The organism is Proteus sp. fly-1013, from assembly GCF_040140245.1.
GTDB lineage: Bacteria > Pseudomonadota > Gammaproteobacteria > Enterobacterales > Enterobacteriaceae > Proteus > Proteus mirabilis_B.
This window is the reverse complement of the sequence record NZ_JBEEWD010000001.1, coordinates 418,413-433,933: the sequence shown is the minus strand read 5'-3', so window position 1 is coordinate 433,933 and position 15,521 is coordinate 418,413. Positions and strand designations below refer to the sequence as shown.

The 15,521-nt window shown below is 38.4% G+C and carries 16 protein-coding genes, 1 tRNA gene and 1 pseudogene; 9 read left to right on the top strand and 9 right to left on the bottom strand.

What is annotated here, in order from left to right:
• Positions 1-167: 167 nt before the first annotated feature.
• Both ABN236_RS02045 and mepS read left to right on the top strand, forming a co-directional pair.
• On the top strand, positions 168-875 hold the full coding sequence (locus tag ABN236_RS02045) for a phosphatase PAP2 family protein (RefSeq protein ID WP_102949382.1): 708 nt from the start codon (positions 168-170) through the stop codon (positions 873-875).
• Between the two features lie 361 nt (positions 876-1,236).
• Positions 1,237-1,851, top strand: a complete 615-nt coding sequence (gene mepS / locus ABN236_RS02040) for a bifunctional murein DD-endopeptidase/murein LD-carboxypeptidase (protein ID WP_088493226.1) — start codon at positions 1,237-1,239, stop codon at positions 1,849-1,851.
• 129 nt (positions 1,852-1,980) lie between these two features.
• Here the strand turns inward: mepS and ABN236_RS02035 are convergent, their stop codons facing one another.
• The 3 genes from ABN236_RS02035 to rsuA all read right to left on the bottom strand — a co-directional run bounded on the left by ABN236_RS02035 (position 1,981) and on the right by rsuA (position 4,775).
• The gene (locus ABN236_RS02035) at positions 1,981-2,328 is read right to left on the bottom strand and encodes a YejG family protein (protein ID WP_072062745.1); all 348 of its coding nucleotides are present in this window, start codon (positions 2,326-2,328) and stop codon (positions 1,981-1,983) included.
• A 520-nt stretch (positions 2,329-2,848) separates the two neighbouring features.
• Positions 2,849-4,033, bottom strand: coding sequence for a Bcr/CflA family multidrug efflux MFS transporter (locus tag ABN236_RS02030; protein ID WP_228766740.1), 1,185 nt, complete (start codon positions 4,031-4,033; stop codon positions 2,849-2,851).
• A gap of 37 nt (positions 4,034-4,070) precedes the next feature.
• The gene (rsuA, locus tag ABN236_RS02025) at positions 4,071-4,775 is read right to left on the bottom strand and encodes a 16S rRNA pseudouridine(516) synthase RsuA (RefSeq protein WP_088493228.1); all 705 of its coding nucleotides are present in this window, start codon (positions 4,773-4,775) and stop codon (positions 4,071-4,073) included.
• Between the two features lie 181 nt (positions 4,776-4,956).
• Between rsuA and radD the strand changes: the two genes are divergently transcribed.
• Both radD and rplY read left to right on the top strand, forming a co-directional pair.
• Positions 4,957-6,720 (top strand): DNA repair helicase RadD, encoded by a 1,764-nt coding sequence (gene radD, locus ABN236_RS02020; RefSeq protein ID WP_349473266.1) that lies wholly within the window; start codon positions 4,957-4,959, stop codon positions 6,718-6,720.
• Positions 6,721-6,864: 144 nt separating this feature from the next.
• Positions 6,865-7,149, top strand: a complete 285-nt coding sequence (rplY, locus tag ABN236_RS02015) for a 50S ribosomal protein L25 (protein WP_006537318.1) — start codon at positions 6,865-6,867, stop codon at positions 7,147-7,149.
• 83 nt (positions 7,150-7,232) lie between these two features.
• Here the strand turns inward: rplY and yejK are convergent, their stop codons facing one another.
• A complete protein-coding gene (yejK, locus tag ABN236_RS02010; RefSeq protein ID WP_099074944.1) occupies positions 7,233-8,237 on the bottom strand; it encodes a nucleoid-associated protein YejK in 1,005 nt (334 codons plus the stop codon).
• A gap of 155 nt (positions 8,238-8,392) precedes the next feature.
• On the opposite strand from yejK, the gene ABN236_RS02005 reads away from it, so the two are divergent.
• The 5 genes and pseudogenes from ABN236_RS02005 to ABN236_RS01985 form a co-directional block, all read left to right on the top strand.
• Entirely contained in the window at positions 8,393-8,620 is a 228-nt protein-coding gene (locus ABN236_RS02005; RefSeq protein WP_088493230.1) for a YejL family protein, read from the top strand.
• A gap of 26 nt (positions 8,621-8,646) precedes the next feature.
• Entirely contained in the window at positions 8,647-10,383 is a 1,737-nt protein-coding gene (gene yejM / locus ABN236_RS02000) for an LPS biosynthesis-modulating metalloenzyme YejM (RefSeq protein ID WP_349473265.1), read from the top strand.
• Positions 10,384-10,469: 86 nt separating this feature from the next.
• Positions 10,470-10,546: transfer RNA gene (locus ABN236_RS01995), tRNA-Pro, on the top strand.
• A 226-nt stretch (positions 10,547-10,772) separates the two neighbouring features.
• Entirely contained in the window at positions 10,773-11,048 is a 276-nt protein-coding gene (locus ABN236_RS01990) for a hypothetical protein (RefSeq protein WP_349473264.1), read from the top strand.
• A 71-nt stretch (positions 11,049-11,119) separates the two neighbouring features.
• Positions 11,120-11,197, top strand: a pseudogene (locus ABN236_RS01985) (SHOCT domain-containing protein); the annotation flags it as partial.
• A gap of 78 nt (positions 11,198-11,275) precedes the next feature.
• On the opposite strand, the gene ABN236_RS01980 reads toward ABN236_RS01985, so the two are convergent.
• From ABN236_RS01980 to ABN236_RS01960, 5 genes are read right to left on the bottom strand one after another with little or no spacing between them, the layout of a single operon-like run.
• The gene (locus ABN236_RS01980) at positions 11,276-12,649 is read right to left on the bottom strand and encodes a hypothetical protein (RefSeq protein WP_349473263.1); all 1,374 of its coding nucleotides are present in this window, start codon (positions 12,647-12,649) and stop codon (positions 11,276-11,278) included.
• Between the two features lie 5 nt (positions 12,650-12,654).
• Positions 12,655-13,311, bottom strand: a complete 657-nt coding sequence (locus ABN236_RS01975; RefSeq protein ID WP_196721863.1) for a DUF2612 domain-containing protein — start codon at positions 13,309-13,311, stop codon at positions 12,655-12,657.
• Positions 13,308-14,495, bottom strand: a complete 1,188-nt coding sequence (locus ABN236_RS01970) for a baseplate J/gp47 family protein (RefSeq protein ID WP_349473262.1) — start codon at positions 14,493-14,495, stop codon at positions 13,308-13,310. Before ABN236_RS01970 ends, ABN236_RS01975 begins: the two co-directional genes overlap by 4 nt.
• On the bottom strand, positions 14,488-14,832 hold the full coding sequence (locus ABN236_RS01965; protein ID WP_166540646.1) for a contractile injection system sheath initiator: 345 nt from the start codon (positions 14,830-14,832) through the stop codon (positions 14,488-14,490). Before ABN236_RS01965 ends, ABN236_RS01970 begins: the two co-directional genes overlap by 8 nt.
• Complete coding sequence (locus ABN236_RS01960) at positions 14,829-15,521, bottom strand: Gp138 family membrane-puncturing spike protein (RefSeq protein WP_349473261.1); 693 nt, start codon at positions 15,519-15,521, stop codon at positions 14,829-14,831. The genes ABN236_RS01965 and ABN236_RS01960 overlap by 4 nt, the downstream gene beginning before the upstream one ends.

Below are 15,521 nucleotides of genomic sequence, written 5' to 3'. Positions count from 1 at the left end.
AAGTAGGAATGAAAAAATCCAACAGAAATGAAACTAATGTATAACATTTGCATAGGCAGCAAATTGCAAAGATCTATTTTTTTATTTTGGTTATAGTCCTATAATCAAACTTAAACTTATTGTGATCTAGATCACCAAATACACGCAAAATTTGTCATTTTATTACTATGAAACTTTCTAATTTTCACCAAAAAGCACTGGCTATTTTTCTATTTAATCTTGCAGGTCTGATTATTTTTTTCTCTTGGTATCTTCCAGCACAACATGGATTTTGGCTATCAATAGATACTCATATTTTTTATTTTTTTAATCAGTACATTTTACCTGACACTTTTTTTGCAACTTTTGTGGCTTATATTAATAATAGAAAGTTTGACTTGGTTATTTTGTTGGCAATGGGTGCGTTGTACTACAATACATTCCGTAAAAAAGATTATATGGGTAAACGCCATCTTATAATTGTGGGATTAGTGATGGTAATAAGTGCTGTGCTCATCAATCAAATTGGACAAAATATCCCAATTGAAAGACCAAGCCCGACACTTCATTTTCAAGATGTACATAGAGTGGGCATAGTGACAGGTATTCCTACAAAGGATGCCTCTGGCGATAGCTTCCCGGGTGATCATGGTTTAATGCTACTTATCTTCTGTAGCTTTATATTGCGGTATCTTTCGTTCCGTTCTTTCTTATGTGCTCTTCTTATTACAGTCGTATTTTCATTACCAAGAGTTATGGCTGGCGCGCACTGGGCATCAGATATCTTAGTGGGTTCTATTTCTTTAACTTTAATTACGACGAGTTGGTTATTAATTACACCATTATCAGATATAATTGTCAGACAATTAGAAAAATATCTTCCTTTTAAAAAATAAAAGAGAAAGCACATCTAATTAATTAAAAAAGAATGAGTGTAATATGCACTTATTCTTTTGGTCATTTTTTTGACAGTTAAATGATATTATTATGACAAAATGAGATCTATTTTAAGTATTAGCACTTTATTATCTAATGTTTTGTAAATTAAACTTCTTTTCTCTCGCCATTTAGTCCCTATTTCTGTACACTTTTCTGGTTTCCTCATTATTTATTGTTTAATGTGGATATTTACGTGCTTTAGAGCACGTTTTTCGCGAAATAAGGTTGCCAGAGTTAAATTACACTATATTCTCTGGTTATTTGGTGAATAATTCATGTGCGCTTCTGCACGTAAGGATGTAAGGGAAATCTGTCACAATGAGAACAAAACCGTATATGAGAATGCTTAAGCTCATACCGGCGTTCATTGTTGTAGCTACGCTATCGGCATGTAGCTCACAGAACGCAAATTCACGCTTAGCGAATTCAAGCACTACCCCACTTAATACATCATCAAGCACATCTATTTCCCAAGCATCACAAGATGAATTTGAATCATTGGTGAAGAATCTCGATATAAAATCTAAGATACTTGACCAATATGCAGACTGGAAAGGCGTCGCTTATCGTTTAGGCGGAGACACTAAAAAAGGCATCGATTGTTCTGCCTTTGTTCAAAGAACCTTCCTTGATCAATTCGGTGTAGAACTCCCTCGCTCAACCTCAGACCAACAGTTCTCCGGTACTCAGGTTAATAAATCAAAATTACAAGCAGGCGATCTCGTTCTATTCAAAACAGGCCGTACTATGCGCCATGTTGGAATTTACATCGGTAATGATAAATTTGTACATGCATCCACCAGCAATGGTGTAACTGTGTCAGAAATGTCTAATATCTACTGGAATAAACGTTTTTATGCAGCAAGACGTGTTATAGAGAATAATGATGCGGCACTTGTTGAAAACAACCTTTCTCAAAATGTATTAAGATAATTAATTCCCTTATATCTTATTGCAATAAAAAAGCCTCATTAAATAAACAGATAATGAGGCTTTTTTTATATTCTTTATCATGCTTAAAACACATAGTGGCTACGTTGGTTTTATAACATTAGATAGGTGTTATAAATAAGAATATGCCGTTGGAAATGGCTCAGCAATAGCGACACCCGCGTTTTTTAAGCAACATAATGCTGCACATTCATCGTCGCTATGAAGGAAAAGACAAGGAGCGCCATCCCATTCAATCACAACGCTATCAATATGGAGATTACTCAGATACTGACGCAAATTCTGTATTGCTTCATCCAGTGTCATACCATCATGACTTAGCAATTTTAAGCCAATCAGCGTATTTTGCTTTCCAGCATCATTCTCAGGCAGTATTTCTACTCTTGTGCCTGCAAAGCCTGCTAGCCACCGATAACTCAGCGGCAGCTTATGAACTACCGAAAGTTGTACATTATCCACAAATCAATCCTGTTTCATCAACACGTTAATTTAATACATCATCAATACGAGTTTGAACTGACTTGCTCACACGCATATTAGAACTTTGTTAACTATAGAACATGATTATTACAATTGTTTTACAAAAAAAGCAAAGAAACGTATCAAGCCATTCATTTGGCTTAGTGTTTGCAGGTATTCATGTCTGCAATGCTTAATCTCTTCAATTATTCTTTCATTTATTTAACATTTTATCAACCATATAAAATAATTGTATAAAATATTACGTATTCAAGTAAAACAATCCATCAATTTTTATCACGATACTTCATATCAACAAAACAATAATAGATGATTATTAAAATAAATTTTACTTAATTTAACAAAATAACAACATCAGGTATTGATTCAAATCAAAAAATCACGCTAATTTGAAACGATTCATGAAATATAGCAGAGGAAAATGTGGTGTTTTTAGAGGAAACAGAGGCAGAAAAAGAGGAGCACGCTATAAATTTCTGTTATTTATAGCGTGATATTCTTATTTATAACGACGTGCAAGCAAGATAAAACCCATGGCAAACAGTACACAAAATGCCATAGAGCTTACCATTGGCCATTCTGATTTTGCTGGTAACATAGCAATAGCTGTTCCAACTAAAGCACCAACACCAAAACGCACTGTTCCAGCAAGAGAAGAAACCGTCCCTGCCATATGTGGATAATCATCAAGAATAACAGCCATCGCATTCGATGTGATCATCGCAATACCGCCCACATACATTGCTACACCCACAACAAGGAAATAGAAATGTAAGTTAAGAGCGACCACCAGTAAGAGGAAGATCCCCATAACACATTGAATAGTTAAGCCTAGGCGCAACATCTTCAACGCACCAAATCGACGAACATAGCGCCCATTAATGCTTGTCATCACAATTAAGAAGATGATATTAAAGCCAAAATATAATCCAAATTGATCAAATGGAATACCATGTAATTCGATGTAAACAAAAGGACCAGCACTAAGGAATGAAAACATACCAGCAAAAGAAAAACCTGAAGCCAAAATATAACAAAGAACACGACGTGTTCTAAACAAACTAATAAATTGGCTAAATGTCACTCTTAAACTAAAACGTTGGCGACGCTCTTTTGGTAATGTTTCTGGAATATAAAAAGCAATTAAAGCAGATGCAATCACAGCAGCTATCGCAATACTCCAGAAAATTGCATGCCATGAAAACCAGTTCATCACCCAAGCACCTAATAATGGCGCTAATAAAGGTGCGATAGTCATAACAAGTGCAACAAAAGACATACTTCTAGAGAAATCATCTCTAGAGAACATATCTCTCATCAATGCATTAATCACAACACTTGCCGCAGCTGCCGCAAAGCCATGTAAAAAACGCATTCCAATTAGCATATCTATTGATTCAGATAATGCACATGCACTAGAGGCAAAAGCAAAAACAATTACGCCGCCCAAAATGACAGGCTTACGTCCCAAGCTATCAGCCATAGGACCATAGACTAATTGCCCAATAGCAAAGCCAAAAATATAGATACTTAATGTCATTTGCACTTTGCCACTAGGCACACCAAAATCTTGCGCGATAGTAGGTAAACTTGGCAAATACATATCTATAGCCAATGGCATAAGCATGGAAATAAGTCCCAGTATTAAAATGAGACTAAGGTACGACGAACGTTGCTGTTGCACGCAGATAAACTCCCAAAAACGACAGGATAAATAATAATTATTGAGGTAGGTGAATGCTGTTGATCTCTTCTTCTGTTAATGGACGATATTCGCCCTCAGCTAAAGTCTCATCTAATGTGATATCCCCAATACGCTCACGATGTAAAGCACTTACATGATTACCCACTGCTGCAAACATACGTTTTACTTGGTGGTATTTACCTTCACTAATAGTGAGCTTGACTTCTGTAGGTGTAATAATTTCTAACGTAGCAGGTTTGGTTAGATCTTTTTCACCGTTAAGTTGAACACCTTTTTGGAATTGTTCAGCGACACCTTCTACAATCGGCTCTTCGAGTGTGACCAGGTAGGTTTTCTCGCAGTGATGTTTTGGTGCCGTAATGCGGTGTGACCATTGACCATTATCCGTTAATAAAACAAGCCCTGTTGTATCAATATCTAAACGCCCTGCAGCATGTAATTTATGTGCCAAAGGTTCATCAATAAAATAGAGGATAGTTGGATTAACAGGATCGTCTGTTGAACATACATAGCCGATTGGCTTATTCAACATAAAGTAACGAGGTCCCAAAATTTGAGTTAAAACATTACCGTCATAAGCTACTTCTTGCTCTGGTGCAATTTTGGTTGAACCGCTTTTCACCATTTCGCCATCAATTGTTACAAGCCCTGCTCTTAATTCACGAAGGATCAAGCTACGGCTAATACCCAATTGCTGGGATAAAAATTTATCTAATCGCATGAATTTCTCTGAAAAATGGAAGAATACCATCTGATATGAGGTATCTATTAAAAATGAATATTAACAATAAAACAACTAATTAATTTATAAATAAACTATCACGCTCTTTACTCCTCCCGTATTCGCGCTACCTATAAAAAAATGTTACGCTGACGCCCCGTTTGATTTCTTATGTAGAGTTATGGCTTTTACACTCAGACCTTATCAACTTGACGCTGTTAACGCGACAATCTCTTATTTTCGCCAACACAATACACCTGCGGTGATTGTATTACCTACTGGCGCAGGAAAAAGTTTAGTGATTGCTGAACTGGCTAAAAGAGCGCGCGGACGTGTCTTGGTTTTAGCACACGTAAAAGAATTAGTAGAACAGAACCATAGCAAATATGAGGCTTATGGTCTATCTGCGGATATTTTTGCTGCGGGCTTACAACAAAAAGAGAGTAGCGGAAAAGTTGTTTTTGGTAGTGTGCAATCTGTTGCCCGTAATTTATCGCAATTTAGTGATACTTTTTCTCTGCTTATTATTGATGAATGCCATCGTATTAGTTTGTCTGAAGATAGCCAATATCAGCAAGTTATTAAACAATTACAATCCATTAATCCACAATTACGGATCTTAGGATTAACTGCAACACCTTATCGTTTACCTACGGGCTGGATTTATCAATATCATTATCACGGTATGATCAGAGGCGATGAAGATTGTTTTTTCCGTGATTGTATTTATGAATTGCCTTTGCGTTATATGATAAGTAATCATTTTTTAGTTCCGCCAACTCGCCTAGATATGCCTATTTTGCAATATGACTTTAGCCAAGTAAGAACAAGCCAAAATGGGATATTTAATGAAGAAGATCTAAATCGTGAAATAAAGAGACAAAAACGCATCACACCTCATATTGTTACTCAGATTATTGAATATGCACAAAATTGCCGAGGTGTAATGATATTTGCGGCAACGGTTGAACATGCAAAAGAGATCCTTTCTCTTTTACCACAGGATGAAGCAGCATTAGTCAGTGCTGATACCCCCTCTTCTGAACGTGACCATCTTATTTCTTGTTTTAAACAGCAACAATTACGTTATATGGTTAATGTTGCCGTACTAACAACAGGTTTTGATGCACCTCATGTTGATTTAATCGCTATCTTACGCCCCACTGAGTCTGTGAGTTTATACCAGCAAATTGTAGGACGAGGATTAAGATTATTTGCAGGAAAAACTGAATGCCTGATTTTAGATTATGCAGGTAATCCTCATGATCTCTATCTACCCGAAGTCGGTACTAAAAAACCCAATCCGAATAGTAAACCGGTACAAGTTTTCTGCCCTATTTGCCAATTTGCCAATACCTTTTGGGGCATTGTAGATGCTGATGGCGATATCATTGAACACTATGGTCGACGTTGCCAAGGTTGGGAGCTCAATGAACAAGGGCAAAAACAGCAGTGTAAATTTCGTTTCCGCTTTAAATTATGCCCACATTGTAATGAAGAAAATGATATTGCAGCACGTCGCTGTGTTCATTGTAATGAGATCTTGGTTGATCCTGATGATATGCTCAAAGCAGCATTAAAACTCAAAGGGGCATTAGTTTTGCGCTGTGGTGGAATGCAATTTAAATCAGGAAATGATGTTAAAGGTGAATGGTTAGAAATTAATTATTACGACGAAGAAGGCACTTCTGTCTCTGAACGTTTTCGACTAACAACACCTGCCCAACGAAAAGTATTTGAATTAAAATTTTTACGTGAACATCAACGCGCCCCGGGTGTTCCTTTTGTTTGGCATAATGCCAATGACATTATTAAGCAGTTTGATTTATTGCGCCATCCAGACTTTATTGTGGCTCATAAAGGTAAAAAAGAGAACTTCTGGAAGATAAGAAATAAGATTTTTGACTACGCTGGCCGATACCGAAAAGCAGATACCTTGTATTAATCTGGATTTATATTTGCTGTTAGAGGACTTTTTCGTTAAAATGCGCCCCGCTTTATCTATTTTTAGATAAACCAAATCTCGAGCTTGTTGCTGGGTCGCCTGTAACAAGTATGTATTTTCTTTCTTTTTTATAAGAGAAAAAAGATGTTAACTATTAATGCAACTGTACGTAAAGAGCAGGGTAAGGGTGCGAGCCGCCGCCTGCGTGTGGCTAACCGTTTTCCTGCTATCGTTTATGGCGGAAATGAAGAGCCAATCGCTATCGATTTAGATCACAACGAAGTTATCAACCAAGAACACAAATCAGAATTCTATTCAGATTTCGTAAACCTGGTTATCGATGGCAAAGAAACTAAAGTTAAAGTTAAAGCAGTGCAACGTCACGAGTATAAGCCAAAAATTACTCATATCGACTTCCTGCGCGCTTAATAAGCCACCCTTCGAGCTTTATTTTTCGGGACGCCGAGCATGTAACGCCACTTAATGTGGCGTTATTTGTTTCTACTACTTAATTATTTTTCAGATGCTCTACGTTGTAGCTGATCACGTAAATTAGGTGGTGTGCCTTTAATGGTGAGCGTATCTGTTGCTGGGTCCCAGAATATTCTCTCCCCTAATAATTTCGCATCAAAATTCACAGTTAATCCACCACCGCTTCCTGAATACTTCATCAGTTGACGTAATGTACTGCGATCTGCTGGAAATGTTTCAGCTAATTCATAGCCTTTTTCTTCAGTAAATTGAGCAAAGTTTTGATCGCCTAAAGATGGTAATTCTTCAGCAAGCTCTGTTAAGGCAATTTCTTCGCCAGATTGTAATTGCTCGTTACAGTAGCTATATACTTGCTCTCGACAAGTTTGACGCTCTTGTTTGCCCATTTCTGAAGCTTCACAGAAATCGTCAACTGCTTGTAATAAGCCTTTATTTTGAACTTTAGCGTTTAAACCTTCTTGTGCGCCTAAAAAGTCCATAAAGAAATCAGAGACTTTACGTCCAACTCGACCTTTTAAAAAGGTTAAATAACGTAAAGAGTCAGGTGCAGTTTCCCACTCCGTTAAATCGATACGAGCAATAATATCTGCATGAGGAATATCTAAATAGCGTGTTGATGACACATCAAGACTGTCGTTTACCCACATACTGTTACAACTGCTCAGTACAGCAATTAAAAGGTAATCCACCGCTAAATAGCGATAATGACAAAATAGAACGGTGCCACCTTCTGCAAAAGGGTATTTTGCTAATTCATCTTTTAGTCTCACCGTTGCTGCTCGTGAAAAACCTAAAAAGTTCTCTTCACCTTTACGTTGTAAACGCAGCGCTTCTGCTAATTCACTTTCTTCATTAAACAGACCATAAGCTTTACTTTTTGCACTGTATACACGATGCAACTCTTCAATCATCTCCTGAACAACAGGTTCAATTTCTAAGAGTGAATCACGTAGCACAACTTCTAATGTCTGCTCATCTCGCTTAATAAGTTGATGCAAAACTAATTGGTTAATATCTAGACTCATGGTCGTCCTCTTCTATTGCGTCTCTTTCTCGTGCGCGTATTCAAACACTCCCTACTTTCAGTATCAAGGGAAAATTAATTAATTTAATAGCGGAAAAAGCCCTAGTAATACGGTAATATATAGCGTTTTATTCATTTAGTAGGAATTCAGATTTTATGCCACAAAAATCCCGTTATAGTGATGAACAAGTTGAGCAATTACTTGCAGAACTTGTCAGCGTTCTTGAAAAACATCATACTCCTACAGATCTTTCTTTGATGGTGTTGGGAAACATGGTGACAAACTTAATTAATACAAGTATTGCCCCTGCTCAACGAATGCTGATTGCTGATTCTTTTGTTCACGCACTGCGTGCTTCGATTGATGAAGGCAAAATTCACTAATAAACATAGAAAAATTATTTATAGACATGGTAACGAGACCTCAGTCCTATCGTGAAAAAGTATCCCAAATGATCAGTTGGGGTCACTGGTTTGCGCTATTTAATATTATTCTAAGCTTACTGCTTGGAAGCCGTTACCTGTTTATTTCTGATTGGCCTGCAACCTTTGCTGGTCGTTTTTACGCTATTGTAAGTTGGATGGGACATTTTAGTTTTATTGTCTTTGCTATCTATATACTCATCCTTTTCCCCCTCACCTTTATCGCTGTTTCTCAACGGCTACTTAGGGTTATTTCCTGTGCCCTTGCCAGTGCAGGATTAACTATCCTTATTTTTGATATCGCCGTTTATCAGCAATTTCAACTCCATTTGACTCAACTTGTTTGGGATCTCGTAATTAACCCAGATGAAGGTGAAATGGCGCGTGAATGGCAACTTATTTTCATTGGCATCCCCATTATCTTTCTGATTGAAATGCTTTTTGCAACATGGAGTTGGCAAAAATTACGCAGTTTAAACCGCCAACGCTGGGGTAAACCATTAGCAGGTGTCTTTATTACTTGCTTTATACTATCTCACTCTATGTCAATTTGGGCTGACGCTAACTTTTATCGCCCAATCACCATGCAACGTGCTAATTTACCGTTATCCTACCCAATGACAGCGCGTAAATTCCTTGAGCGCCACGGTTTTATTAATCAATCAGAATATGAGCAACGTGTTATCAGTGAAGGTAATCCAGCTGCACAAGGTATCACTTATCCTCTTGCTCCATTAATCTATGCCAAGGATACCTATTCTTATAACTTGCTGGTGGTGGTCGTTGATGGTTTAGGTACTGAAGAAGTGCCTGAATTACCAAGCTTGCGACAATTTGCACAAAATAACCTTTATTTTTCGCGTCATTATTCATCAGGTATTAATAATGACACCGCATTATTTGGGCTATTTTATGGTATTTCACCTTCTTATTTAGACAGTGTATTAAGTAGCAGAAAGAACTCTGCTCTTTTCGATGCGTTAAGTTATCGAAACTATCAATTAGCCATGTTTTCAACGAATGGTTTCCAAACACCATTGTTTAAACAAGCGGTGCTATCAGATTTCACCCTCCCAACATCACGCAGTGGTGATAACAATGCCACTATTGATAGCTGGAGTAATTGGTTGGTTAAAAACAACCAAACAACCCCTTGGTTCTCTTTCTTACAAATTAATGGTCATACCAATAATGCGACTCAACGAGCCACATTAAATGATCAACTAGAGACAATATTTAAGACATTACAAGAAACTAAAGTACTAGATAATACTGTTGTGGTTGTCACTTCTAGCTATCATCAAGACAACAATAAGAAGCAAATTAATCAATGGCTTTCAGATAAGACCACCTTTAATTTAAGCCAGTCACAGGTGCCATTGATGATACATTGGCCAAATATGACGCCACAGGTTATTGATCGAATGACAAGCCATCAAGATGTTATGACAACCTTGATGCAGCATGTTTTACATGTCATTAGTCCTGCAGACAACTATTCACAAGGTGAAGATTTATTTGCAAGCACTCGTAATCATCCATGGATTTTCACAGGTGATGAAGAGGCATTTGTGGTCTTTTTACAAGATAATACCTTGTTGATAGATAAACATGGTCGATACGCTTTATTTGATAAATCAGGACAAGAGATCAGCTCTGCAAAACCTGATTTAAAATTATTACTGCAAGTACTAGCTGAACAGAAGCGTTTTATTGAACGCTAACGCTATTAAGTGACGCACAAAATTGCGTCACTTAATTAGCAAAGGGTTGCTTTAGCAGTCAAAAACAGTAATATACAGGGCACAAACGGCATGTAGCGCAGCCTGGTAGCGCACCGTCATGGGGTGTCGGGGGTCGTAGGTTCAAATCCTATCATGCCGACCAACAATATTTAAGAAAACCAACCACTTAGAGTTGGTTTTTTTATGCCTGAAATTTGATTGGGGTAAAATAGGGGTAAAACTGGGGTAAAACTACAATGGATTGTCACTAAAAATTCCTCTCTTATCTCCGTATTTCCACATGCATAAATTTGCAATTTTAAACTTGCTATCCTACCCATTACCTTATATAAATTACTGTATAAAAATACAGTTAAATAGGTGATACTATGATTAAACTTGAAATCAATAATGCTGAATATATTGCTCAGTTAGAAGAGGCTCGTTTATCTGCAGATAACCCTTATGGCTATCTGTTTATGGATATTATCTTTTCTGATCCAATGTTTGATGAGAGTACGTTTAAAATGAAAGATGTTAGACGGGAGCCAATGAGGACGTATATGACGGAGGACGTAGCAAGGGATTTGTTTGAGAAATTGAAAACACATTTCAATCATCAAAATATGGTACCGACATCAAAAAATATAAATAATCTTATGTAGAAAAAAACAATTCATCACCACAACCTTCGAATAATAGTGGCGGTGATGATCTATTATCTAAATTAGAAAAATTAGGTAAATTAAAAGAGAGTGGCGTACTAACAGAAGAAGAATTCCAAGATCAAAAAAGTAAATTACTTAATTTATAATTATCAATAACGGGCACTCTATTAGTGTCCGTATAACATAAAATCTACAACAAATTACAATTTCTAATTAAGTGGCTTTTAGTCTTGAATCCACACCTCCTTTATTCCCCATGAGGTATCATCACAACGCAAAGTTTTTCCATCTGAAGATGTCACAACAAAAAGATGGAACTCTTTATACCAATTTATGACAATACCGACATTAATTTGATTTGGCACCTGAATTCCCCCACCAAAATAACTTGTCCCCTTAATATAAATAGTTTTTCCTCGTACATCTTCCGAAACAGTGATTGTGCCACCTTTTGCCCAATTATCCCCAGACCATATTTTTCTTAAACTCTGCCCTACTCCTTTCTTTTGATAGCGTCCATCGCTCTCAGCTTTCGAGTAACTATACCCAGAAGCTTGATAGTTCCCTTTAGGCTGATACTTACCATCTGATTCTGATTTTGAATAGCTGTAACCAGAAACTTGATAACTGCCTTTCAGTTGGTATTTACCGTCAGACTCTGCCTTTGTATACGATGATCCTACTAGCGCATAATTACCCACTGGCTGGTAATTTCCTTTACTTTGATAACGTCCGTCACTTTCTGCTTTTGTATAGCTACTTCCAGCTGTTGCATAACTTCCTTTAGCTTGATATCGGCCATCCGATTCCGTCTTAGTATATGAAGCACCGGCTAATGCATAGTTTCCTGAAGGTTGATAACTTCCTTTAGGTTGAAAAGCATCCGTAGACGCTTTCTGGCTCATCACATGAACCGTTGATGTTCCCGTACCTTGAGTTACATTACTCTTATCAAACTTATTATTCAGTCCACTATTGAGTGCTGAATTTGTCGCGTAATCGCCTGACGGTTGATAGCTCCCTTTTGCTTGATATCGTCCATCGCTTTCCGTTTTGGTGTAACTATCCCCTTTATTAGCGTAGTTCCCTGCTGGCGCATAATTACCCTTTAGCTGATATTTGGTGTCGGTTTCTGCCTTTGAGTAGCTATAACCGGATGGTGTGTAATTACCTAATGGTTGAAAGCGTTTATCGGATTCCCCTTTTGAATATGCGCCCACATCACTTGCTGTGGCATCGGCTTTTAACTCTGCCCATGCATTACCAGCAACCGGCTCAATATTGTTATTCTCAACTTTAGACTGCCAGACTTTATTTTTATGGTACACAATGGCGCGTATCGCATATGGCTTACCGGCTTCATCCCATTTTGGAAAACCAAATAGCTGAATTTCGCCAATCGCTTCCGTAATATCGTGAAATATCCCATTCATTTTTTCACGTTCGATATCTTTTGCAGCAGGGTCTGTGACTTGGTCACGCTCATAATCGTAACCATAGCCTTGCGTATAAGACACCGAGCCGTCTGGTTGGATTTCTACAGGTATAGAAGCCTTATCCCCTTGTGTTGCAAAGGGAGTTTTAAAAATAGTTGTCATAGGAATTATGCTCCGAAGTTACTACCTAAGAAGTTTTTACGATGCTGACCAACGCCAAAGGCTTTTTTGGTCACAATGCGATATTTGACGCCAACGCCAGAAGGGCGTGGCATTAAGTCGAAGTTTTCGAGAAGAACACGTAGACGTTCATCAGGGTTGAAGTTAAAGACGTAATACATGTAAGTCATATCCAATGGGTCAAGGACAAAAACTTTGCTGTCATCACGCCAAAAGAAGCGTTTTAAAAACTCATTAATATTGGTGACCGTAGGACTTTGTGTCAGATTAAAATAACGCATCCGCACTAACATGCGTTTCTGTTCAACTGTCAGTGACAATGTGTAATCCGCATTGCGTCTGAAATTGGCTTTAAAATTGGCTTTCTTTTTACCAAAACCAAACCCGACTTTATTTTTGTCGCTCGGTGGAATATCAATACCTAATGGTACATCCAGAATGCGTGACCAAATCGACAAACCAAAATCATTCGCGGTATCGATATTAAACACATCTCGGTACCAGTTTTGCCAAAATGACACCATCGACTTTTCAAAATGAGAGGCTTTAAAACTAGCCAGTTTCTTGAGGTTTTCTGCATCTTCATACTGCCAGAGGATCGCTTTTAATAGGTCTGAATGAAACTCAAATTGTTGAACGTTCATACAATCACCACTTGCACCGCCCCTTTTGGTAATCGGGCAATTTGATTAATCGCAATCGGAATTAACGCAACATTCCACACGTTCCCGTCCAGTGACAATTCAACTTTAGTCACAAATAAACGAGGCTCTACAGTATTAACTGCGGAAGATATCTCAAAAGGTGATACTTCACGCCCAACAATCAAACCGTTATCGCCGTCCAGCTCTCCGCGCGTCCATTGTTCTATTGCACTGGGAATAATAGTTTGCGCATCAACGGCTGATTTTTTAACTGTCACTCGACAAAAAATGGTGATCTCTTTAGGGCGTGAAAATTGCACTTTATATTCCTGCCCACTCACCGGCTCTACAACACCAATTTCGATCTCACCATTAAAAGCCGATCCAATGGTTTTGGTTCTAAGTAATGATTTAGCAATTTCGTTACTATCGCCCCCTTCCACACAAACGTAAATGCTATGAGGTAACAGAGAAATTCCATCAATAGTGAGTACCGCATCAGAGTAGTTCTCTCGAAAAGAAAGTGAGTTAACGCCCTCTAGCTCATACAGTGAAGAGGTGATCGCTTCCGCAACACTGACGGTATTTTTAGCCAGTGTTTGTTTACGTCGTCGCCTTGCTTTGATATCAGATTCAGCATAACGGCCAACAACAGCATGAGTGGGGTTATTGACTTTTTCCCATCCTAATACAGAACTGGCAACCGAATTAAGTTGGCCAGCACCGCATTCAACAGGGCCATATTCAACTGCCCTCATATCCCCTGTTGCTTTGCCGGTATTATCAATAATCAAGGGTGAAACTGTTTCGAACATCGCACCTGCAACACTGGACGCTAATGAGCCTTTGGGAATAATCGTGCCGGGTACGCCACTAAATTCAACGCTGGAAAGATAAGAGTGAGTGGCATTAATGCGTTGGCCACCCATTAGCGCCCATATTGCATCAAGAAAAATACCACCAGCAATATCGGGATTAATTTGATTTGCTAACTCGGCATTATTCCTCACCATTGCATCACGGTTTTCAACTTCCATCGTCGCCAATGCCCCTTGCGGTGTTTCAGGGGCAAGGTTAATCGATTGACCAAATACCGCACGAAACTCACTTTCAACTTCATCACGTATTATGGCCGTGTCGGGAAGAATAACGCCTTTATTATTGATATAACGATAATCAGCCATTCAATGTAAATCCTCCGTATATCGTGCGAATTGTTGCTTGATACTTCAACGCCCCCTCTTCCACCGTAGCACTGAAATGAGTTACTTCTACAACTTCCTCAATTTCGCTCATACGTTGTCTGAATGCCGTTTCAAACATCGGGATATCAGTTTGACGACCAAATGTTGTTGGCCAGAAAGGAATGCCTTTATCTTTTTTATGTAACATTTCACCACGCACGGCCTTGGCAAAATGCTGACAAAGGTTTTTAACTGCATCGTCTTTTTCGCTGAATTGAAGGTTTCCATCAGGACCGATAAAGAGATCATTATTTTTATCAATTGAAAATGTTCTCACAGAGGCGCTCCTGTATTCCCACGGCCGGCTTCAACACCACTATGTTGATGAGTAGAACCGATATCTTTTCCATTATGTTTCATCGTGCCACCTTGTGAATTGCTGTTACCGTTTACGGCGTGATTACCATTTACTATTACATTGCCAATAAATATCGTTTCAGTTGCCCTGATTTCATATCGGGGAGCTTTTAATTCAACTTTATCGTTATGCAAAGAGAAACAAACCGAACCATCCATTGACTGAATAACCAAGGCATCAATGTTCTTCCCATCTATCGCCCATCCTTTGATGGTGTCAGGAAAAAACATCGCATCACTGAATGAATGCAAACGTGCTGTATTAGGTTGATCCTCCAATCCTTCACGCTGAAATATCAGGCTAATGTCTCTGTCATTGGCTTTTATCCAACCGAAATCACCCGGCTTAATCGGTGCGCGAATAAAGAAACCCCCTCCCCCAAATCTAAAAACGGGAATGTTGGCCAATGGCGCACGCTCAACCGTTCCCCCTTCCGTTGTTACCATCATCACCAATGGTTTGATAACCGCACGATTGGTTTTATCGTCATAACTGACCACTGTTGCAGGGAGCATGTCCTCTGTATTCATCATCAGATTACGAAATGCAGACGAGAGAGCACCTGCCAGCGAACCATCGCTAGCAATATCTGTATTGGGTTTATTCAT